General features: G+C 47.7%; 12 protein-coding genes. 2 read left to right on the top strand and 10 right to left on the bottom strand.

Features of this window, described 5'->3' with window-relative positions; all coding sequences use genetic code 11:
- Positions 1-2: 2 nt before the first annotated feature.
- From MKY73_RS02680 to MKY73_RS02635, 10 genes are all read right to left on the bottom strand, one after another.
- On the bottom strand, positions 3-4,031 hold the full coding sequence (locus MKY73_RS02680; protein WP_339305523.1) for an SDR family NAD(P)-dependent oxidoreductase: 4,029 nt from the start codon (positions 4,029-4,031) through the stop codon (positions 3-5).
- Between the two features lie 13 nt (positions 4,032-4,044).
- Entirely contained in the window at positions 4,045-11,751 is a 7,707-nt protein-coding gene (locus MKY73_RS02675; RefSeq protein WP_339305521.1) for an SDR family NAD(P)-dependent oxidoreductase, read from the bottom strand.
- Between the two features lie 19 nt (positions 11,752-11,770).
- Positions 11,771-15,577 carry a beta-ketoacyl synthase N-terminal-like domain-containing protein gene (locus tag MKY73_RS02670; RefSeq protein WP_339305520.1) on the bottom strand — a complete coding sequence of 1,269 codons (3,807 nt, stop codon included), beginning with the start codon at positions 15,575-15,577 and terminating at the stop codon, positions 11,771-11,773.
- A gap of 4 nt (positions 15,578-15,581) precedes the next feature.
- Complete coding sequence (locus tag MKY73_RS02665) at positions 15,582-16,451, bottom strand: phosphopantetheine-binding protein (RefSeq protein WP_339305518.1); 870 nt, start codon at positions 16,449-16,451, stop codon at positions 15,582-15,584.
- Positions 16,452-16,477: 26 nt separating this feature from the next.
- The gene (locus MKY73_RS02660; RefSeq protein WP_339305516.1) at positions 16,478-17,194 is read right to left on the bottom strand and encodes a thioesterase domain-containing protein; all 717 of its coding nucleotides are present in this window, start codon (positions 17,192-17,194) and stop codon (positions 16,478-16,480) included.
- Positions 17,195-17,210: 16 nt separating this feature from the next.
- Positions 17,211-18,206 (bottom strand): ketoacyl-ACP synthase III, encoded by a 996-nt coding sequence (locus MKY73_RS02655; RefSeq protein ID WP_339305514.1) that lies wholly within the window; start codon positions 18,204-18,206, stop codon positions 17,211-17,213.
- 297 nt (positions 18,207-18,503) lie between these two features.
- Positions 18,504-19,025, bottom strand: coding sequence for an antiterminator LoaP (gene loaP / locus MKY73_RS02650; RefSeq protein WP_339305512.1), 522 nt, complete (start codon positions 19,023-19,025; stop codon positions 18,504-18,506).
- Between the two features lie 288 nt (positions 19,026-19,313).
- Positions 19,314-19,763 carry a nuclear transport factor 2 family protein gene (locus tag MKY73_RS02645; RefSeq protein ID WP_339237911.1) on the bottom strand — a complete coding sequence of 150 codons (450 nt, stop codon included), beginning with the start codon at positions 19,761-19,763 and terminating at the stop codon, positions 19,314-19,316.
- A 213-nt stretch (positions 19,764-19,976) separates the two neighbouring features.
- Complete coding sequence (locus tag MKY73_RS02640) at positions 19,977-20,387, bottom strand: Rrf2 family transcriptional regulator (protein WP_091019160.1); 411 nt, start codon at positions 20,385-20,387, stop codon at positions 19,977-19,979.
- Positions 20,388-20,493: 106 nt separating this feature from the next.
- A complete protein-coding gene (locus tag MKY73_RS02635; protein ID WP_253441065.1) occupies positions 20,494-21,333 on the bottom strand; it encodes a helix-turn-helix domain-containing protein in 840 nt (279 codons plus the stop codon).
- A 118-nt stretch (positions 21,334-21,451) separates the two neighbouring features.
- Between MKY73_RS02635 and MKY73_RS02630 the strand changes: the two genes are divergently transcribed.
- A complete protein-coding gene (locus tag MKY73_RS02630) occupies positions 21,452-22,456 on the top strand; it encodes a Gfo/Idh/MocA family oxidoreductase (RefSeq protein ID WP_339305510.1) in 1,005 nt (334 codons plus the stop codon).
- Between the two features lie 20 nt (positions 22,457-22,476).
- Complete coding sequence (locus MKY73_RS02625; RefSeq protein WP_339305509.1) at positions 22,477-23,424, top strand: aldo/keto reductase; 948 nt, start codon at positions 22,477-22,479, stop codon at positions 23,422-23,424.
- Positions 23,425-23,667 lie beyond the last annotated feature (243 nt).

Raw genomic sequence — 23,667 nt, 5'->3', positions numbered from 1 at the left:
CCTCAACGATCCTCGAAGCTCTTGACTGCATCGTCAATGCTCAGACTACCGGCTTCAATGTCTTTAAACAGTTGTTCAAAATCATCCACCGGTTGGGCTGGCTCAGCAGCCGGTTTTATGTCCAACTTGGTCATGACAAATTGGGATAACGCATGCACACTGGTGTACGAAAACAGATGGATCAGCTTCATTTTGCCTGGATAAGCATCTTCGAGCAGAGAAAATAATCGATTTAACAAAATCGAATCTCCGCCCAGATCAAAAAAGCTGTCGTGGATATCCAGCTCTTCAAACCCGAGCACTTCGTTATACATGCCTGCAATCTGCCGTTCGATGCTGTTGTAATCCTCGCCGTCTTTCCCTTTGAGCTCAACATGTGCATTCACCGATTTGTTACGTTTAGCCGCAACAGGAGCCATCTGACGCGACTCTTCCAACTTCTCGGCTTCTTTCAGCCTGTTTGTCATCTCTTCGGTGAATCGGAATGGAAACTTGGTCAACAGCGCTTTGGCAAACCGTGGATGGTATGTAAATTCCCCGATCAACACACGCGGCACCTCTTTGTTCAATGCTGCAAAAAATCCGGCCGTTGCCTGTTCGGTCGGAAGGGCTTTCGTAATGGCGTCCACATTAAAACCATAATCCACAGACATACCCGCTTCTTTCCATGAAGACCAGTTGATCGACAAGGTCTTCAGACCACTTTTGCTGCGTGAGTAAGATAAGGCATCCAGATAGGCATTAGCCGCTGAATAATCCCCTTGTCCAACTTCACTTGACAGCGACAGACCGGAAGAGAAAAAGACCAGGAAATCAAGCTCATCCTGCCGGGTCAGTTGGTCCAGTATCCAGGCTCCCTGCACTTTTGGATGAAGGACTTCGTCAAACGTTTCCTGCGTTTTGCGGATCAAATATCCAACTGCTGGTACACCTGCACCGTGGATCACACCCGTGATAGCCCCATACTTCTCCCTGACATCGGCCAGCACATCCTGCATCGCTGCATAATCCGATACATCGGCTGCATAACAGGATACTTCTGAACCCTGTTGTTCAATCTCCAGGAAATTGCGGAGACGAGCAGCCGTCTTGGATTCGAGCTCAGGGTTGTGAAGCAGTGTTTCCCATTCCGATCTTGCAGGAACTGGGGTACGCCCAATTAGCACAAGCTTGACCTCTGCTTGGGAGGCGAAGAATTTTGCCATTTCCTGACCAATCCCACCTGTTCCACCGGTAATGACGTACACACCATCCTTTTGGATATGGACAGGGGAATCCCCCAACTCATCAGCTTGAACTTCACCCAATTCCTCAATGTATCGAATCCCATTACGGTAGGCAGAGGTATAACTCTGATCTTGGGAACCCATTTCCTGAAGCAGTTCATCTGCCCCTGTGCTCTCGTCCAGATCAATGCTTCGACAGGTAATATGCGGATATTCCAAGGCGAGTACTTTACCCAAACCATATAACGAGGCCGCTTCAGGAGAGAGTCGGCTCTCACCCGTTGTAACTTCGTAGACCTGTTCAGAGACCAACATCATATTCAGTGCGTTGTCACTTCCATGTTCAATGAGCGCACGAATCAGATAAAAGAGGCTATATACGCCTTTTTGCTGACTATGTTCCAAGTCCTGAAGTGTACGAATCTCCGCAGAAGTCGGCACTGCAAAGAGATGTATAATGTCACTGATGGATGTATCCCCCAGCGCTGCAAACAGCTCCGTAAAGTTGCTTTCGGACCCATTCAACGTAAACGATCCGTCCGGTTCGTGCTTGAAAGATTCTCCATATCCGACCTCAATCACTTGGCGCCCCGACTGCTTAAGACGTTCAATCAATACACTTCCCCGATTGCCCTCGTCCTTCAAAATCAAAACTGCACCTGTTCCTTGAATCTGTTCAGGCTCAGTTAGATCCGCTCTCGTCCAGTTCATCCGATAGAATCGGGCTGGCATCGGTTCTTCCGAGACCGCATTGCTGCAAGCTGCTGTAGCGGCGGTACGAGCCGCCTCGGGAACTTCAAACCAGCAGCGAGTCCGGGTAAATGGATAGGTTGGCAGACTTGTTTTGCGCAGTCTGTCTCCTGTGTATAGAAGCTCCCAGTTCAGTTCTGCACCTTGCACATAATTTAGTCCAATCCGGTCCAATATGTCCTGTTCAGCCTGCTGACCCTTACCCATCTTCGCCAGTTCCGGATTCAGACTCATCGTCTGATGGCCTGTGTGCCCTTCTTCTCCACCTGTAGCCGGTGAATCTGGACGACCTTGATCGTTGATAACCTTATGATAACCGTAATAAATCCCTGGATTTTGGTGTCCATTGGGTCCACTACTTTTGCTAAAACTCTCATCTGATCCGATCATTCGTCCAGCTTCATTCAAGCGAAGCAAAAGCTCTTCCGCATCCTGCCCGGTGACCAGTAAACGGTAGGCGTAGTGCCCCCTGCCTGTGTTGGCGGTATAACACAGAGAAGGTACATTCTGAGCTTCAACTTGAGAGAGAACGTGAGCATATTCCGTAATCAGCGTCTGGAGCGCTGCCTGCGTTTTGGCCGATACGGTTAGAAGATGTTCTCCGCGTATTTCCGGCTCTTTAGCCGTAGTGGTCGGTGCTTCTTCCAGCACAATGTGACAATTGGTCCCACTGATGCCAAATGCACTAACACCGCTACGTCGAGGGGTGGCAGCGGTATCCCAATCCCGCAAGCGGGCATTCACATAGACCGGGGATGCCGCAAAATCGATGGCCCGATTCGGTCTGTGAAAATGTTTGGAGGCCGGAATCTGTTTATGTTTCAATGACAAGGCCGATTTGATCAAACCCACGACACCAGCCGCCTCTGACAGGTGACCGATATTCGTTTTGACCGAGCCGATTCCGCAAAATTGACTTTTACCCGTGTGACGCCGGAATGCCTGCTCAATCCCTTGCACCTCCAGGGGATCGCCCAGCATGGTACCACTGCCATGTGTCTCAATATAAGAGACCGTCTCGGGATCGATACCGGCATCCGCCCAGGCTTGAAGAATCGCTTCAGTCTGTGCCTCCGGGTTCGGGGCAGCAATGCTGATGGATTTACCGTCTTGGTTTACACCATATCCTTTGATAACAGCGTAGATCTGATCACGGTCTTCCAACGCTTTATCCAGTGGTTTGAGCATCACCACCCCTGCGCCTTCACCAATACCCGATCCGTCCGAATCGTCATCAAACGCTTTGGTTCTCCAATCGGTAGACTCAATCCCAATTTTGATATGATCACTCTTTAGCGGAACCAGATTAATCTTGATTCCCCCGACGAGCGCCTGATCGCATTGCCCCTCCTTGATTGCCTGACAAGCCAGTGTAATCGCAACCAGAGAGGATGAACAAGACGTATCCACCACCAAGCTTGGCCCTTTTAAATCCAGTAAGAAGGATAACCGACCAGCCGCTACAGAAGCCAGATTACCAACAAGCGAATACGCAAAAGATTCCGGTTCCGCATCGTAGATAAAACGTGAGTATAAATCCCGAATATTGTTGGAAAGACCCAGGTATACCCCCGTACGGCTGCCCGCCAGTTTCCCTCCACCATACCCTGCGTCCTCGATCGCTTTCCATGCCGTTTCCAGAAACAGCCTGTGATTGGGGTCCGTAAGACTGGCTTCTTTGGGTGACATTTTAAAATAGGCATAATCAAATTTATCAATCTCATCCAGATAGGCATTTTCGTTGAATTGAATCTCGTCTGGTGACATGCCTAAATATTGCAGATACGAATGAATATCCGGTATTCTGGATGCCGGAAAGGAACGAATACTGTCCGTACCACTGACGATGTTGTCCCAGAATTCTCCGGGAGAATCAGCTTGGGGCAATTTCAGAGCCATGCCCACAATGGCAATATCTTTGGCAGCATTGGTTGACCCGGACGCAGTATTGGCGTCCTCCTCCGCTTTGAGCTTTTTGAGCAGCTGCACGGCCACTGTTTTGTCCAGACTTCCGTCTTGCAGATGTTCCATGACAAACTTGTATACACTCTCCACCACAGTTCCTCCTTTACAGGTTAATCAGGTTATTCAACGCCTGCTGCAGCGTAACGTCGCCGCTTTCCATCTGGTCGATTACACGCTTCAACTCCTGCTCCATGTCTTGTGGCTTCGAAGTAGACTTCTCATCCATAAAACGAGCCAACCTGGTAATATTGGAGTTCGCAAACAGATCCGTGACTTTGGTCAAACCAGGAAACTGCTGATCAATCCGGGCCTGAACCTGTATGAGCACAATGGAATCAGCACCCATCTCGAAGAAACTATCCCCTACATTAATCTCATGAAAACCAAGCATCGTTCGACAGATGGAAGCGAGTGCCTTTTCGGTTGGTGTATAGGATGCATCTGATTTACCTGTCAAAACCACTTCTCCGTCACGATCCTCTGACGAGGATACTGGAAGACGCTTGCTTGCCAACTGCTTCATCCGTTGGTCCAGTTGAACGCGAATAGAGGAAGAAAGATCAAACGGACTTTTGGCCAGTGCGGATATCAATTGACCCTCATAATGAATCTGACCAATAAGTACTCGGCGAACCAAGGGTTGCCGCATCACAAGAGATAACTGATTCATCGCTTGTTCTGTTGGCATGGCTTTGAACAGCGTATCCACAGCAAACCCGTGCTCTGCTGACATACCCGTTTCCTTCCAGGTAGACCATTGCACCGTCAGCGTGCGCTTGCCCATCATTGATCTGTAGTCGGCATATGCATCCAGGTAGGCATTGGCAGCAATGTAATCCGCCTGTCCCGGAGCGCTGAATACCGAAGCGATCGATGAATAGAGCACCATAAAATCGAGATGATCCTGTTCGGTAAGTTGATCCAATACCCAAGTACCATGTACTTTGGGAGAGAATACCTCGGTGAATCCCGCCTGTGAACGGCTTGTGATCATCTCCGAGCTTCCAACCCCTGCGCCATGGACAACTCCTTTAATTTTCCCGAACTTTGCCCGAAGCTGATCCAGAACTTCACGCATGGCATCCAGATCCGACACATCTGCAGCATGGCAACTAACCTGATGTCCCCGTCTCTCCAGTTCACGAATAACTGTAATTTGGTGAATCACTTTGAGTCTCGATTTTTCCGTAACAATGGCATCCCATTCCTCACGTGCAGGCATCGGTGTACGGCTGATTAATGCAAGGTTCACTGGAGCGTCGGAAGCCAGATATCGCGCGGTTTCCAAGCCTATTCCACCGGTCCCCCCTGTAATGATGTACACACCATCGTTGTCAAAAATAAGGGCATCTTCAGAAGGTACGGATTCGTTCAATGCTCTGAACTCCTGAACATACCGTGTTCCATTACGATAGGCCACTTCATAATAGGAAGATGCCGTACCGATCTCCTGCAGCAACAGCTCCAGAGACGAATCCTCATCCATATCAATACAACGGCAATGAACCTGTATGTTCTCCTTGCCTACCACCCTGCCCATGCCAAAGGCAGAAGCCAGATGAGGTTTTATCCGCTCCGCACCAGTGATGCAATTGACTTCACGGGAAACCAGAATTAGCTCCATGGGCTGACTCAGAGAATTGGACAACAGCGCTCGAATAAACCGGAAGAATCCGTATACACGTTCATCTAGAACAGACTCTAATGATTCCATGTCACTAGCTGCACTTGCTGCATGTTCATCACTGCCCACGCCGTTCAGATACACAACTCTTGAAAGTTGGTCTAGACCCGCCTCTTGCAGCACACGTTCATAGACTTCCACTTGTTCCACATTTCGACCGTCCGGGTCAGATCGCAGAACATCTGCCTGAAGTACGGTATATACCTGCATCCCCGACTGTTCCATACGTGCCGCTATCTCAGCTGCATATTTGGACCCATCCAGCAGTATCAGTGTAGTACCTTTGCTCGCTTCGATCGGCTGATCGGAAACTTCTTTCGCTATCTCCTTCTGCTGCCATACAAGCTCGTAGGCTTCCGGTACCGATCTGGTGCTCGCTTGTGCATACACTGAAGACTGCTCGGGAAGATCCACCCAGCAGCGTGTATTATCGTATGGATACAATGGAAGACTGATTTTACGAATTTCCTCTTCCCTATACATCAGGCTCCAGTCCACGTCACTGCCTGTTGTGTACAGTCTGCATAATTCATGTAATAATCCCGGGTCTGAAGACTCCATGTATCGGGATAGACAATCTCTGCCCTCCTGTTTCAAGATGGACTTCTCCTGTCCAGTCAATTCGTGGTCTTTCCCTTCGATCTTCTCTGTGACTACTTTATGCACGCCATAATAGAGCTGATGCTCACCTGCGGATTCGAGACCTGATGTAGCGAGTAGCCGCAGTTTCATGAGCAGATCGGATGTGTCCGTTACTCCAAGGGCGATCCGATATACATGATGCCAGCGGCCCGTATTCGCGGTATAACATATGTTTTTGAGCGAAAGATCCTGCTGACGTTCCGAGATAAAACGGATATAGTTATCCACCAGCGCAAGCAACGACTTGCGGCTCTTGGCACTTAGCGTGAACACTTCGACATCTCTGGTAATCTTCCGTTCCTGGATCACAGGCGGCTCTTCCAGTACCAGGTGGCAGTTGGTTCCGCTAAATCCAAAAGCACTGACTCCGCAGCGAAGCGGCTCACCATTCCCGTCCCATGGTCTCGACTTCGTATTGACATACAACGGCGAATCCTGGAATGGAATGGATGAGTTGGGCTTGTCAAAATGAAGCGTAGGTGGTAATACCCGATGCTTCAAAGCCATAGCCGCTTTAACCAGACTGCCCACACCAGCTGCTTCAAACAGATGGCCTATATTGGACTTGACCGAGCCTATGGCAACAAACTGATGCTTGTCTGTATATCGGCGCAGTGCTGTGGTAAGTCCATCCATCTCAATAGGATCGCCGAGCTTCGTCGCAGTGCCATGCGTCTCCACGTAACCAATGGTCGAAGGATCAATGCCGGCATCCTGCCATGCCTTCACAATGACATCCGTCTGTGCTTCAGGATTTGGAGCCGTAATGCCAATCGAAGCTCCGTCCTGATTAATGGCACTTCCTTTGATCACCGCATAAATATTGTCTTTATCTGCAATCGCCTTGCTTAGTGACTTCAATACAACGGCGGCTCCGCCTTCACCAAGTCCCGAACCATCTGCTTCCTGATCAAATGGTTTGGTTAATCCATCCGAAGATTCAATGCCCACTTTCAAATAATCGTGATCCAACGGACTTAGGCTGATCCGTGCACCCGCAACAATCGCCATCTCACAATCACCATTACGAATGGCCCGGCAGGCCAGATGGGTAGCGACAAGGGATGCGGAACATGCCGTGTCGATGACCATCGTAGGCCCCTTGAGATCCAGTGGATAGGCAATACGAGTCGGCATCATCGCTGTGATATTTCCTACGATGGACATCGGATATTGATAGGGATCGAGATCACAGATCATTTTGAGATAGGAGTCATTCAAACTACTGGCAAAGCCCATATAGACACCCGTGTTGGTTCCTTCGATGCGTCCACCGTAACCTGCATCCTCTACCGCATGCCATGATGTCTTCATGAATAACCGCTGAATCGGGTCTGTTAATCCTGCCTCCTTCGGAGACAAGCGGAAATACTTATAATCAAACTGGTCAATATCATCCAGAAATGCACCCTGAAGGTACTGCACTTCTTTGTCCGAACCCAGCTTGGCATTCATCCATTGATGATAGACATCCATGTCTTTTTTGCGTCCCTCTGGAAAATCCGTTGTACAGTCCACACCGTTCAAGATGTTGTCCCAATACTGCTCTGCCGTATCAGCCATTGGCATTTCCGCAGCAATCCCAATAATGGCGATGGCCTCATCCTGTTCAACGATTGGTTTCTTTTGCTCCAGGGCAGCAGCAGCTTTTGTTTTTACAGCCGTGCCATTACCCTGATTCACATGCAGTGCCAGCTTATGGATAGACGTATGTGCAAATAAATGAGCAATCTTCACTTTACCCGGAAACTCCTCGTTCAGCCTCTCATGCATACGGATGAGCATGATGGAGTTGCCCCCGAGATCGAAGAAATTATCATAGATATTGATCTCCTGATAACCCAGAATCTCACTGTATATGCGTGCTACCTGCTGCTCGGTTTCCGAATAGAGTCCCCCTTCATTCCCGGAAAGATCTACGGGCCCCGTATGCTTCTCCTGTGGTACGGCCCGGTTGCCACGATTCGATGCTCCCTGATCAGCGATTTCCTTACTCCGCTTCACTCCAGCTTCCAACTTCTCCGACAACCGGAACGGGAACTGCCCAAGTGCAGCGAGATGTTTGCTTCCATAATTCATCGCACCGATGAATACTCGCGAGAGCCGTCTGCTCATGGCTGCTTCCATCGCTGCAATACCATCCGTGGTAGGAATGGTTTTGAACATGCCATCGACATTGATACCAAATTCCACGGACATTCCGGTCTCTTTCCACGATACCCAATCAATGGAGAGTGTTCTGCGACCCTGCCCTGTCCTCCATGCAGCGAAGGAATCCAAATAACAATTGGCAGCCGTATAATCCCCTTGTCCAATCTCACCGATGACAGATATCCCGGAAGAGAACAATACCATAAAGTCCATGTCCTGATCCCGCGTCAGTTTCTCCAGAATCCAGGTTCCCTTCACCTTGGGTCCAAGAATGGTCTGGAATTCCTCATCGCTTTTGCGATAAATAAATCCGTCTCCGGGAATACCTGCTCCATGAATAACACCATGTATATTACCGTAGCGGTGGGTGATATCCTGAATCACGTCCGTCATGCCCGCAACATCGGCCAGATCTGCACTATAATAATGAACGGTTGCGCCCAATGCTTCCAGTTCAAGGATGCCTTGCATCTTGGTACAGCGGGAGTCTTGGCCTGCTTCCAATATGTCTTCCCACTCTTCCTTTGCTGGAAGAAGTGTCCGACCAACAATCGCGAGCTTCACTTGCTCCGAAGAAGCCAGAAACCGTGCTGCTTCCAGACCAATACCGCTTGTACCACCCGTCACGAGATATAAACCGCCTGGACGCACCTTGAAAGACACGCTCTCACTTTCATTAAGATCTATCTCTGTGAAGGTCTCCGTATAACGCTGGCCTTCACGATACGAAACAGCGTATGCTTCACTGTTGATATGTCTTTCCTTGAGGATATCCTTCGCAGATATGGACTGATCCACATCTATAAACTTGCTGCGAATATGTCCATATTCCTGCTGAATCACTTTACCAAGTCCCATTAAGAGTGCATTATGAGGGGTGATCCTCTCTTCTCTTCCTGTGACTTGTCCAGCGTACTCAGCAATCAGGTTCAGATGAATCTCTTCAGCAAAGCCTTTGCTCATAAGCGCCTGAATCAGATAGACCGGTGAGTAGAAAGCTTCCTGTTGTCTGGCTTCAATAGCTGCCAAATCTTCAGGATATAATGAATTGCCCATCATGGATAAATAGATGATTTCGGTAATTTCTCCGTCTGTGAACAAATCTAGTAGCTCAGTATAAGCCGCCGGATTATTTCCGCCGACTTCATATTGATTCTCCGATATTTGCCGGAACTGGTTACCCGGTCTCACATGGACTACCCGCTTGCATTCGTCCTCCAGTTCTGCCGACAGTTCCTGTTCCAATTCGGTACCATTACCGATAATCATAACTGTGCCTGAAGAGGAAGGTGCCGAGGTATGCGAATTCGTATCCCCATCGTCCTCTATCCAGCGCACCGTATGAAAATAGTCTTTTAACGACACAGCCGTCGGGTCTTGAATATCAATCCAGCATCGACTGGGCTCAAACGGATACGTAGGTAAACTTAACTTCCGTACCTGTCTCTTTTGATATAGCTGCCCCCAATCCATCGTTGCACCCTCGGCATAGAGTAAAGCCAGCTCCCGAAGTGCTGATTCATCCCATACAAGAGGACTGGCAGCAAGTTCTTTGATCCGTTCCTGTGCCTGGGATGATTGACGTCTGGTACGCTCACGTTCTTCCGATGCCATTCGCTCGGCTCCAGTAGGCTTAGGCGCAGGAGCACCGATATAGACTCCCTCTTGTGTCTTCAATTGGGTCCACGGTTGTTCCAACAGGTGAATCAGTTGAGCCGTGTCCTCCACAAGCAGAGACAGACGATGTTCATAATGCCCACGACCTGTAGCTGCCGTATAACAGACATTTGCAACAGGAACTTCACGATTCTCCTTCAAGAAACGCTCGTACCGCTGGAGCAATCGAACCAGAGCTTCTTCCGTCTGAGCCGAACACACAAACAGCTGCTTGCCTGAAGCCTGATCCTCTCCCGGGTCTTGAGCAGTAATGGCTGGAGCTTCCTCAAGCACGACATGACAGTTGGTTCCACTGAATCCAAAAGCACTGACACCACATCTGCGCGGGACGCCCTCTTCCGCCTCCCAGGGTCGGAGTTGTGTATTCACATACACGGGTGTTTGCTCAAACCGGATGTTGCGATTGGGTTTGGCGAAATGAAGAGACGGCGGCAGTTTCTGATGTTTCAAAGCCATCACTGCTTTGAGCAGCCCAGTCACGCCTGCACATTCATATAAATGACCGATATTGGATTTCACAGACCCGATCGCGCAAAATTGTTTTTTGGAGGTAAACTGTTCAAATGCATTGGTAATCCCTTTAATCTCAATCGGGTCTCCCAATTCCGTCGCTGTACCATGGGCTTCAATATAACGGATGGTCTCAGGATCGATCCCCGCTTCTTCCCACGCCTTCACGATCGCTTCGGATTGGGCACGCGGATTCGGTGCAGTCAACCCGATGGAGGTTCCATCCTGATTGGCAGCAGTTCCCTTAATGACGGCGTAGATATGATCTCCATCCTCAATGGCCCGACTTAACGGTTTCAAAAGAATGGCTGCCACACCTTCACCCACACCTGCCCCATCAGAGGCATCATCGAATGTCCGCGTCTCCCCGTCCGAGGACTCAATGCCAAATTGCTCATATTTATTAAAAACAGGGAGCGTGTTCACCTTCACCCCACCCGCTATGGCTGCATCACACTCACCACTTCGGATCGACTGACAGGCCATATGGACGGCAACAAGAGATGAGGAACATGCGGTATCCACCACCATGCTGGGGCCTTTCAGATTCAGCAAATAGGATATTCTTCCCGCCAGTACCGCTGTCACATTGCCCGTTACCGAGATGGAGATGGATTCCGGTTCTACATCGGCGATAATATTGGCATAATTATCCCGGGTACTGCTGTAATATCCTACATACAATCCCGTATTGCTGCCGGATAACTTTGCGCCTCCATAACCTGCATCTTCCACGGCTTCCCATGCCGTCTGGAGAAAAATTCTCTGGTCAGGACTCATCAGGGCTGCTTCTTTGGGTGTCAGCTTAAAGTAGCGATAATCAAACTTGTCCACTTCATCCAGGTAGGAACCTTTAATAAAGCTCAACCCATCTTCATCCTGCTGTTTGAAACGTACATATTTCAGAACATCCTCTTGTCTCGCTTCAGGGAACTCCACAATGGAATTCACTTTGTTCTCGATATTGTTCCAGAACTCCTCCACATGATCAGCCATGGGCATATGGGCAGATATGCCGATGATGGCAATGTCTTCACGAGTGTTCTTTTTCTGCTGTTTCAACAGCGTAATCATGTCAATCGCCGTTTTTTTGTCGATTTTGCCGCCAGATGTATTCTCAATAATGTATTTAAGCAACTGTTCCAATATATCGTCCCCTTACATATCAGATATGTTTTAATCCTTTGAGCATATCCTCCATGCTGATCTTGCCATCTTCCAACTGATCAAAAAGAGAATGGACCTCCTCGTCCAGCGCAATTGCAGCACCTGCAGGCTCCTCTACCTGTTTCTTCTCCTGTGAATGGCCTGTTTTATCAGCCAAATATCCACCCAACCGGTGCACAGACGGATGTTCGAACAGATCTGCAACAACGAGTACTCCCGGATACTGACGGTCAAGTTGTGCATACATTTGTTTCACCAGAATGGAGTCAGCTCCAAGTTCGAAGAAACTGTCATGGATATCAATTTCATTAAAGCCCAGAATAGCCTGGCACACTTCCGCCACCTTTCTCTCCCATGGCGTGTATTCACCGTCATCCGCACCATTCAGCACGGTATCCTGCCGGGCTACACTTTGCGGGGTCACTGGCGCTGGAGCCTTCGGTGATGACGCTCTCTGTAGACGTGAATCAATCCAACTCTCGATTGCAGGAGAAAGTCTAAACGGGTAGTTGCGAATCATCTTCAACATGCCACGGTCTGTCGACATCTGTCCTATCAATACACGTTCAATCTGACGCCCTTCCACCTGATCCAGCCAGGTCAGAGCCTCTTTATTGGTCATCGCTTTGAAAAGGGTGTCTACGCCGTAGCCGGTTGCAGCAGCTGCGCCTGTTTCTTTCCAGGTTGACCAGTTGACCGTCATCGTTCCGTCCATCTCTTGGTTGCGATAGGTTGCATAAGCATCCTGGTACGCATTGGCAGCAACATAATCGGCCTGGCCCGGCCCGCTAAATATCGTTGCAATGGATGAAAACATCACAAAAAAGTCTGGATTGTCCTCTCTGGTGAGTTGATCCACGACCCGGGTTCCTTGCACTTTAGGGCATAATACACGTTCAGCTTCTTCTATCGTTCTATCCTTAAGCGGATGATCTCCGCCTACAGCGACCCCCGCACCATGAATGACCCCTGCAATGCGAACATATTTCTGTCGCAATTCACTCAAAATCAATCGCATGGATGCTTCATCTGAAACGTCTGCTTGGTAAGGAAGAACCGTCGCTCCGGCAGCTTCCATGTGTTGCACAGCTTGGATTTTCCGAACTAACACTTCGTTGAATGATGCAGCTACAATACTGTCCCACTCTTCCCGTGCGGGGAGCGAGGTTCTGTTCAACAGTGCGAGTGTAATTCCTGGGTATCGCTCCGCGAGTTGTAGTCCAAGCTCCAGCCCGATGCCACCCAGTCCGCCAGTAATAAGATACAGTCCGTCATTGCGAATGTTGTAGTTCCATTTGGGATACGCAATCGGGTCCAGCGCTCCAAACTGTTGAATGTACCGCGCACCTGCACGATAAGCTACACCATAATCATCACTTTCGTGATCCAGTTCGGCCACAATATCCTGGAGCGAAGTCTCCGCATCCACTTGGATGGAACGGCATTGCAGACGTGAATCTTCTTTGCGTCCTGCCAGACCCAGGCCAAACATCAGGGCAGCCTGAGGAAATACATTTTCTTCGGTTCCCGTAATCGAGTGGATTGGATTCGTTAACAACACCAGGTCAACAGGCTCAAGCGATTGGGCACCTATCATCTCCTGAAGAAGATAGAAAAATGGATGAAAGGACTGATCCTGTTGAATATAGATAATCCGGGTGATCGTCAATTCTCCCAGATGAGCCCACAATTGTTCCATGCTCTCACGCTGGTCTGAAATGACGTACTCCTCGGCAGATACTTGAACGAACGAAGGTCCATTAAACACTTCGATAACCTCATGTCCCTGCTGCTGTAGTGCCTCACGAAGAGATAAATCTTCTCTTTTTCCCTCTCTTTTATTGTTCCTAAAAATAACGATATGACCTTCCGATAACTTCCGAGCGGAATTACGTTCCGGTTCAGGAACCCAACCTAACTCATAATGGTGTATGTTCTCCATAGCGATGGCATCCGTCTTGGCTAGGGAAGGAGGAGCAGATAGCTCAATCCAGCAGCGATGAGCTTCAAATGGGTACGTCGGGATGCTGATGCGACGAACATCCTCACCTGAATACAGGCTTGGCCAGCTTACCTCCCCACCCCCAAGATAGGTTTCACAATGAGCGGTTAAATGCAGCTGACTGGACTCCGGGACTGACTGCTCTCGAATGGAATCCACTCCGCCCTCTTCAAGTTCAATTAGTTGCGCGAGCAACTCCTCTTTGCTTGAAGCAATCTGTACCAGACGGTGTTCATAATGCGTCCGGGATGTGCCTGCCGTGTAACATATATCGGCTAACGAGTGATCGGTTGTTTTCAGATATTTCGTATATTTGGATATATATTGTTGCAAGGCTTGAAGCGTCTTGGCTGAAAGAGGGAAAAGGTATTCCCGCATCTCCGTCTCGCTGTTCGTTTCCACTGCACCCGCCTGCTCCAGAATAAGATGACAATTGGTACCGCTGAAACCAAATGCACTGACTCCCATTCGCACAGGTTCACCCGCAGCAGGCCAGATCCGGTTACGTGTATTTACATACACAGGTGTGCCACTAAAATCAATATTGCGATTCGGGCGATCGAAATGCTGCACCGCAGGTAAAATCCCTTTTTTCAAGGACAATACGGATTTCACAAGTCCGGTAATCCCGGCACTCTCATACAAATGTCCAATATTGGACTTCACCGAACCGATGGCACAAAATTGCCTCTTATCGGTGTATTGCTCAAAGGCTCCCTTAATGCCATCGATTTCAATCGGATCTCCCAAGACCGTCCCGGTTCCATGGGTTTCAATATAAGCGATACTTTCCGGATCGACCCCCGCCGCTTTCCACGCCTTCACAATGACCTCACTCTGGGCTCTGGCGTTCGGCGCTGTAATCCCCATGGAGTTCCCGTCCTGGTTAATGGCACTGCCCTTAATGACCGCATACACCTGATCCTTGTCCTTGATGGCATCCTGAAGTGGTTTTAGCATAATAACTGCCGCGCCTTCACCAATTCCCGAACCATCCGAGCTATCATCAAAGGGGCGTGTCATGCCATTTGATGATTCAATGCCCATTCGGTAGTAGTCCTTGTCCAGCGGAAGCACGTTGAGTTTTACGCCTCCTGCCAACGCCATGTCACACTCACCCAAACGAATGGCATTACAGGCATGATGCACTGCAACCAAAGATGAAGAACAGGCTGTATCCACCACCATACTCGGTCCTCTCAGATCAAGTAGGTAGGATAAACGGCTGGGTAAAATGCAGGATAAATTGCCTGTGACCGAGATCGGCAGAGACTGTGGCTCCACATCATGAATCATCTCTTTATACCGATAACCTTCCAGATCGGACACCAGTCCAACGTATACTCCTGTATTGCTCCCCGCCAGCTTCTCACTGGTATATCCTCCATCTTCAAAAGCGGCCCATGCCGTCTCCATAAAGATACGTTGAGCCGGGTTCATCAAACTGGCTTCTTTCGGTGTAAATCGAAAAAAAGGATAATCAAAGGTATCAATATGTTCCAGATAAGAGCCATCCAAGTATTTGCTGTCTTCACCAGGGTTCATTTTACGTGAGATGTAATTATCGGCATCCTGGCGTCGCTGCTCCGGCAGATCCCTCGTACAATCCAGACCATGCAGCAGGTTATCCCAGAACTGCTCCGCATCATCTGCCAAGGGCATACGAACACTGAGCCCAACGATCGCGATATCACCCGGACGGGTGGTAGCTGGAGTTGCCATTGGTGGAAGCTGACTAGACGACTCCGCCTGAGTAGTGTCACGAATCGCCAGTTCACTGAAATCCATCAGTTTGTTTTTCATTGTTTTATCCCCTTTCAGCCGCTGGGCGGAGACTTTCAATCACTTTGGCAAGCATTTGATCATAGGTTCTGAAAAAAAGATTCCATTGAACGGTATTCATTCGGGGTTTACAATACAGCGTTACCACCATATTTCGTTTTTCATTTTGAATTTCACAGATGACATCAAACAGTTCCTCCAGCGCCCCCCTGCCCCCACTGACATAATCGGCCTCGTAGAATAGCGGACGGATGGCGTCATGTTGCGATTTCACCCCTGCTCTTACCAGATCCTGAATATGATGACCAGGCTGTTCGTCTGCTGTATGTAAAGCTTGTTTAGCTACGGCAAACAACTCATTGAAATCCTGCACCTCTTGCACATCCAGCGGAATGGAACTGATATGGTTCATGCGATAAATCAGTGTATAGACCGTAAGTTGAGGCTGATTGCCAATCTCCGTCAACAGATATGCAAACAAAGACCACAACCATTCTACAGGCGTGCAGCCTGCATTTTTGGACAAGTTTCTGATTTCATTGAAGCGCTCCTTCTCGATCCTGAATTCATATCGATGGTCTTGAACGGCCTGTCCTGCATGCTGCATGTAATCCAAAGGAACAGGATATGCTTCCAGTTCCATGCCTTCCTGGTCTGCGATGAATTTGGCAAGTCTCGAGATCGTGGGATAGGCAAACATATTGGTTAACGTAATCTGAGCCGGATATAATTTTTCAAGTTGATTATAGATCTGGGCAAGAAGCAATGAATCGCTCCCTAAGTCAAAAAAATTAATTGTGGTTGTGACTCCCGCATCAGCTCCCAGTACAACATGAAATACGTCCAGTATGGTTGCTTCCAGCTGTTCAATTGATGTAATCTGCCGTTGATTCATTGGACACCTCACCTCGGTATAGGATTCTACTCCATATAACTTGTTAATGTCTGATTGATCGTGCTTGTAACCCGATGCATACTGCCTTCAAATAAATAAAAATGCCCCCCTTTGTATATCCGGGCGGCACTTCCTTGTTCCGTATAACCTCTCCAGCGTTCTGCACAATCCAGAATATAGCCTTCATCCTCTGCTCCGTTCAGTATCGTAATATCACATTGCAGCTTATAAGGCTTCTCCTCATAAGTATACGTCTCATTCATCTCCAGATCCTTACGTAATACGGGGATAAACATATCCATCAGTTGCTGGTTCTCAAAGAACTCATCCGGTGTACCGCCCATTTCCTTAATGCGGTCTATGAACTGTCCTTCGGGTAAATGGTAATAGACCTGTTCTTTTTTGTAATCCGGTGTTTCTCGCCCAGAAAAAAACATGTGTATCGGTTTCCTGAACTGCTCTTCATGCATTTTGTTATACAGTTCATAAATAATCAGACTTCCTAGACTATGTCCAAATAGGGCATATGGCTCCTCATCTGGCAAATCGCGAGCTATATACTCAAATACATCATCTACACTCTGCTGAATACTTTCATAGAGCGGCCTGGAGAATTTCAATCCTCGTCCTGCAAGTTCAACAGGAGTCAGCACGATAGATTCGGATAACCCTTTTTTCCATTTGTTATATATTGATGCTGACCCTCCTGCATAAGGAACACAATATAATCGCATCTTAGCCATATAATCTCCTCTCCACTTACACGATTTCTCCCCATCTGATCGCTGTAGCGCAATAATACGTTCCAGCTCCAGCCCCAACCAACACGACCCGATCACCCGTTTTCAGTTCGCCTTGATTCACAGCCTCGGCCACTGCAATTGGCAAGCAGGCGTTAGAGGTGTACCCGTATTTCTCCATCGTCATATAGGCCTTTTCTTGCGGGATACCCAAGGCAACGGCCAGTTCTCTAATCAGATTACTGTTTGTTTGTGGGAAGATAAACAGATCCACTTCCCCCATATTCCATTTTACTTTGCGCAAAAGACGGTTCACGAGCCGTGGGATACCCCTGACCAATTGTTCGTATAAATATCGGCCATTGGATGTGTATACGGAAACAGATCCGTCAGAAATGTGTCCATAATGAACAGGCAGTGTTCCGTAACTGATATCTTCCATATTCTCGTGATGCATAATTCCGTTCAGAAAAACGCTGTGATAGGAGTCATGCTCATCTAATTCTTGTAAAACAAATGCCCCTGCTCCATCCCCTACACTGGAACACGCTGCTCGATCCTGCCAATCCGTTACTTTCGAATAGGTATCTGCGCCGATAACCAGAATATTGCTTATATCTTCTTCAGCCTGAAACGTATAAAACGCATTCATTAATCCATAGCTGAATCCGGCACAGCCCGCACGGAGATCCAGACAAATGGCTTGGCCTGCTCCGAGCTTTTCCTTCACGATAGCGGACGGATGAGGTATTAAGCGATCCGGTGTGAAGGTCGCCATAATAATCATGTCTATATCTTCGACATCAATCGCAGCCTGTTCTATAGCTTGTCTCGCAGCCTTCAAGCCCAAATCGCTGGTGTACTCATGCTCGTGCGCAATTCTTCGTTCACGAATTCCAAGATTATGATAGATCCAGCCCGCATTTGCGTTAATGTCCATGGCCTCCAGCCCCTGATTCGTTAACACGGATTCCGGCACATACATGCCAATACCCCGAATGGTCATTTGTCTCATGCAACACGTCTTCCTTTCCTGAATCCAAGGTAAGCAGCCCTCTCTGAAACAATAAATTTCCTGAAGACAACAAAAAAAACAGTTCAGCCGCTTGTTTGCGCTTTACTGTCACATAAATACCTTATTCAACAAAATGTAGGGGTAACTGCTCCAACGTACATAGCTTCGCCCTGTCGATACACGTGGGTGTATTTCAGCATTTATGCATATGACTCCTTTGGTTGCATAATGTGCCTAAGCTTCATTCTGCTCCTCCGGTTTTGGTTGTCGTATGTGACCATAACATATCTGAGTACCTTATCGTTTTTCTTGTGTTGCATATAAAATTTCAACACCCAAATCAACTAATTTAGGTTCATCATTACCTGTTAGATGAAGCCACACCTTTGCTCTGCGTGTATGCTTGTCAATCTTCTTAATGATGCCTTCGTGTCCCACCAACGGACCATCCAGCACCACAACTTTCGTATTTTCCATATATACGGTTGAATAATCGATAATATCTTCCGGATTGATGAGGTTTAGCAATGTGGTCATTTCATGATCCGGGATTGGCGTGCAGCTTGCATTCGTTCCCAGCATTTTAATGATATGAGGAATAGAACAGATTAAGTGGTATGTTTCGGCGGTCATGTTGACTTGAATCAATACATAGCCAGGAAAGACTTTTTTGGTACAGGCTTCAAAAATACCTGATTTCTTCTCCGGAACTTTTCTCTTGGGGATTAAAACTCGGATGGAGGTTCCTAGATACATATGTAGGTATTTCCTAATGACTTCTTCGCTTCCTGTATGTACAAACAATGCGTACCAGTTCATGGCATCATCCTCTGATTAACAAATTAGCCAAGCGGAAATATACATATAAATATGAAAGAATAAAAACCCTAAGTTTCAATTTGTGTAATAAAATGTAATTGTTTTGTTGTAAGTATCTTAACTCATGACTTTTGGAACGTCAATGCTATTAATTCAATTTTATGTAAAATAACCTTACAATTCACATAAAGCACTCGCATTTTGTCTCCTATTCAACTCGTCTTCACTGTAACCAAAAAAAACACTTACAGCACCAAACATCTGTAAGTGTTTTTGTTCATCCTTGTCCTATTCAAACAGGTCCAGACGAAGACGTTTCAGACTTGTATGTTTGATGTACCATTGGCCGTCGATTTTGACAAAAGTTTCGTGGTAGTGCCCAAATCCGTGGAAGGATTTGTTCTCATTGCCCTCCGGGAACGTCACCCAATCTTCCATTGGGGAGATGACCTTCGCTTCATTCTCGGATACAAATTCAACTTCCGCGCTATGAACATGATGTACAGTTACGGCAACATCCACCAGATCACGGAATACTTGTACGATGGTGTCGCGACCTGTTAATACCGGAATTGGATTGCCTTCTGTGCTGAAATCGGCCACTGCATCGGGGGCAAACACATCACCCAAGATGTCCCATTGTTTCGTATCAATATAGCGGCAATAACGCGCCTTGGTGTTCCGAATGTTTTCCAGCGCAAGCAATTGTTCCAGTCCTGTGATCGTTGATTGGCTCATGTGTTGTCCCTCCAGAGATGTAAAATGTGATATAAGATCGGATCAATTATGTATGCACCTATACCTTCCTTATTGTACCATTCGACTTCTATTAGGCACAACGATACAAAAAAATCTTCCCTTACCTCTTGTGAGGTTGAGGAAAGATCTGGATATACCTATGGTAGACGAGTTAATCCTCCCATCAATTCAAGCCTCACTTCCAGCCCCAAGCTACTGCTGTGCACTCCAACTTTTCATCTGGGAAGCGAGTTCTGACATTTTCTTATTGTTCAGGAAACTCTCCATCTCTTCTTCCGCCTGAACCATTACCTGCTGGATCAAACAGCCTGCGTTATGATTCTGGGAACATTCGAACAGGGATGCCTGACCTTCAATCGCATGAATGATCTCCAGGAAAGAAGGATCAGGATTTTTACGACTAAGCCGATAACCACCATTGGCTCCGGATGTGGATTCGATCATACCCGCCTTAACCAATTTGGTCAATATTTTGGACAGGTAGGTTGGTGATACCTTCTGCAATTCTGCAAGTTGGTGAACACTAACCAGTTGTTCAGGGGCAGTGCTTACAAGATGAAGCATGGTATGCAAAGCATAATTTGTTGCTTTTGAATATTTCATGAGGGCACCTCATTATACACGGATTTAATTTATCCATAATAGACTTGATTGGGCTCTCTGTCAAACTACTACACTTCAAGCGCTGACAACATCGAAAGGATACGGGTTAATTGTGATACAATCCGCGATAATCCGTAGGTGTCATCCCCTCATGAGCCATAAACTGGCGATTAAAATAACTGGCATTGGGATATCCCGCTTCCTCTGCAATCTGTCCAATGTTGGCCGAGGGCCGTTCGAGTAACCATTGCTTCGCCATCTGTAGACGTGAACGGGTGATAAACTCCATAGGCGTCATCTCTACAGCACTCTTGAACATTTTGCAAAAGTAATACGAACTCACACCTGCAAGATCCGCCCAGTCCTGTAACAGGAACGGTTGACAGGCCTCTTGCTGCATCTGTGGAAGAAGGGCAAGTACCCGACTCTCCGCCTTACTTGTGGTACGTGTATTCTTCAAAGGTACCGCATGCTGCACGAACTCGGCGAGTACGGAATAGGTCAATGTGGATAGCTGAGCCGGACGCAGCATGGTATTCTGTTCCGCTTCAGTCAGCAAGGCCAGATGAGCCTCTTCCCAGGAGCTACGCTGACGCAATGTCCATAACAGATTACGATGTAACCCCCGTTCAATCATATAATCATGCAGACGTTCACCGTAAAAATGAACCCATCGTACATCCCATGGATCATCTTCACTACTATAATAATGTTGTCGCTGCTGCGGGAAATAAAGTACGGCCTGACCTGCACGAAGTTCATGCTCTACCCCGTCCACTTCCACATATCCCTTGCCCGAAGCAACATAGTGAATATTAAAATTGTTCAGCACACCTGCCTCCCGCAATACGGAATGCTGGGGATGATCCATATAATGTCCAACGGATTCGGGATAACAAAAATATGGAATATCCTGCAGGGTAAGCAATACGGTTTGTCTCATCATAGCCGGTTCTCCTTGATCAACAATATTGTGTTAACTAAATTCAATATATTATCATTTTAATTCATTGATCTATTCATTATAATCACAATATACATTTATACACAGGAGGATACAACACATGAATTCAGTTCAAAAATTGCGTTGGGGCATTCTTGGTAGCGCTAGCATTGCTGTGGAATCCGTCATTCCTGGCTTGCAGCAATCCGAGTTGAATGAAGTAACCGCGATTGCCAGTCGAGACGAACATAAAGCCAAACAAACGGCCGAACAACTTGGGATCGACAAGGCTTATGGCAGTTATGAAGCTTTGCTCGCTGACGATTCCATTGATGCCGTATATATCCCACTGCCGAATCATCTGCATCGGGAATGGACGATCCGGGCTGCAGAAGCAGGCAAACATATTTTGTGCGAAAAACCACTGGCTCTGACAGAGCAGGAAGCTCAGGAGATGGTTCAAGCTTGTGCCGATGCAGATGTGCATCTCGCGGAAGCATTCATGTACCGTCATCATCCACGTTATGAGCAGATCAGGGATATCATCGCCAGCGGTGAGATCGGTGAGATCCGTGGTATTCACAGCACATTTTCATTTAATAACTCCAATGCATCCGGCAATGTCCGCTTTCGGAAGGAGTGGGGTGGAGGTTCACTGTATGATATCGGATGTTATTCCATCAGCGTAGCACGTCTGCTACTTGGTCAGGAACCAAGTGCAGTTACCGTTATTGGCATGTTCTCCCCACAGCATGATCAGGTCGATATGATGGCTTCCGGATTGCTGGAATTCGATAATCACGTTGGTGTGACGTTTGACAGCAGCATGTGGGCAGCCTTCCGCAACACGCTCGAAGTTCTAGGCTCTGATGGCATCATTGAGGTACCCTCGGCCTTTATCGGTCGTCAGGATCGCAGTTCCAACTTCTATGTAACGGCTGGCGGTGAACGCAAAGAGATTGAAGTTCCGCAAGTGAACCACTACTCTCTGCAAGGAGATGACATGGCACGTGCCGTACTTCAGGGCAAGGATCTGCGCTTCGCTCCTTCCGATGCAGTAGCTAATATGAAAGTGCTGGAAGCTTGTCTTCGTTCAGCGGAAGAACGTACACGAATTACACTATAATTGAGAGGATGAACTGACTTATGGAATATATCGAAATTGCTGGTGCAGGTAAACGCGTCTCCAGATTGATTAAAGGAACCGATTATTTCGTGCATAGTGCTTACGATAAAGCAGCTACGAACATGGATGCTTTTCTGTCGATTGGCGGTAACACTGTCGATACAGCACATATTTATTGTGGTGGACAGAGTGAAGAAGTCCTTGGTCGTTATATGAAAGAACGCGGTAATCGTGACCAGATCGTCATTCTTACCAAAGGCGCCCATCATGACCAGAATGGACCACGCGTGAACGCTGATGCCATCCGCAGTGACTTGATGGAAAGTCTGGAGCGTCTTCAGACAGATCATGTAGAGATGTATGCGTTGCACCGGGATGACCCAAATATGCCTGTCAGTGTTATTCTTGAAGCATTAAACGAACATATTGATTCCGGAAAAATCGGCGCAATTGGCGCCTCCAACTGGACCTGGCAGCGTCTTGAGGAAGCCAATGCGTACGCTGCGGCAAATGGCTTGAAGGGCTTCACATTCAGCAGTCCGAACCTCAGTCTCGCCAAAGCAAACGAACCTTTCTGGGCAGGCTGTGTGTCGGCAGATGCAGAGACACTGGCATGGCATGAGCAAACCAAGCTGCCATTGCTATCCTGGTCCTCCCAAGCGCGTGGTTTCTTCACGGGAAGATTCACACCTGAAGTTCGCGATAACGAAGATCTGGTGCGTGTATTCTACAGTGATGGCAACTGGGAACGGTTGCGCCGTGCTGGTGAATTGGCTGAATCCAAAAATACAACGGCGATTCAGATCGCCTTGGCCTACGTATTGAATCAGTCCTTCCCAACCTGTGCCCTGATCGGTGCTCAGAATCAGGCGGAACTGCTCTCCTGTGACGAAGGGTCCCGCATCACGCTGACTCCTGCTGAAATCGCATGGCTGGATCTGGGAAGTGATCTACCTGCTGGCATCTAAAGAGAGCTAGACATTCTATCATTTTTAAAATAATGACTCTAAGAGGCTGATTATCCGCGATAGCACGGATAATCTGCCTTTTCTGTTGTGTAAATAAAAACGATCCAATATTGTAAACCCTATTGCACAATTACCGTAGCATTGTTCTCTTTCACTCACTCGGTTGGAGACAAATATAGAAGGACTTACCCCAGAACAGATCTCTGAAGGTAAGTCCCTTATATCATGGATTAAGACATATAG

This window comes from Paenibacillus sp. FSL R5-0519 (assembly GCF_037974275.1).
Lineage (GTDB): Bacteria > Bacillota > Bacilli > Paenibacillales > Paenibacillaceae > Paenibacillus.
The sequence above is the reverse complement of the archived record's forward strand: the minus strand, read 5'-3'. Positions and strand labels throughout refer to the sequence as shown.

Bases quoted from the DNA above. Each gene is read 5' to 3' on its own strand.
- loaP (WP_339305512.1), bottom strand. From the start codon at position 19,025: ATGAACTGGTACGCATTGTTTGTACATACAGGAAGCGAAGAAGTCATT.
- MKY73_RS02640 (WP_091019160.1), bottom strand. From the start codon at position 20,387: ATGAAATATTCAAAAGCAACAAATTATGCTTTGCATACCATGCTTCAT.
- MKY73_RS02635 (WP_253441065.1), bottom strand. From the start codon at position 21,333: ATGATGAGACAAACCGTATTGCTTACCCTGCAGGATATTCCATATTTT.
- MKY73_RS02670 (WP_339305520.1), bottom strand. From the start codon at position 15,577: ATGAAAAACAAACTGATGGATTTCAGTGAACTGGCGATTCGTGACACT.
- MKY73_RS02660 (WP_339305516.1), bottom strand. From the start codon at position 17,194: ATGGCTAAGATGCGATTATATTGTGTTCCTTATGCAGGAGGGTCAGCA.
- MKY73_RS02630 (WP_339305510.1), top strand. From the start codon at position 21,452: ATGAATTCAGTTCAAAAATTGCGTTGGGGCATTCTTGGTAGCGCTAGC.
- MKY73_RS02665 (WP_339305518.1), bottom strand. From the start codon at position 16,451: ATGAATCAACGGCAGATTACATCAATTGAACAGCTGGAAGCAACCATA.
- MKY73_RS02625 (WP_339305509.1), top strand. From the start codon at position 22,477: ATGGAATATATCGAAATTGCTGGTGCAGGTAAACGCGTCTCCAGATTG.
- MKY73_RS02645 (WP_339237911.1), bottom strand. From the start codon at position 19,763: ATGAGCCAATCAACGATCACAGGACTGGAACAATTGCTTGCGCTGGAA.
- MKY73_RS02655 (WP_339305514.1), bottom strand. From the start codon at position 18,206: ATGAGACAAATGACCATTCGGGGTATTGGCATGTATGTGCCGGAATCC.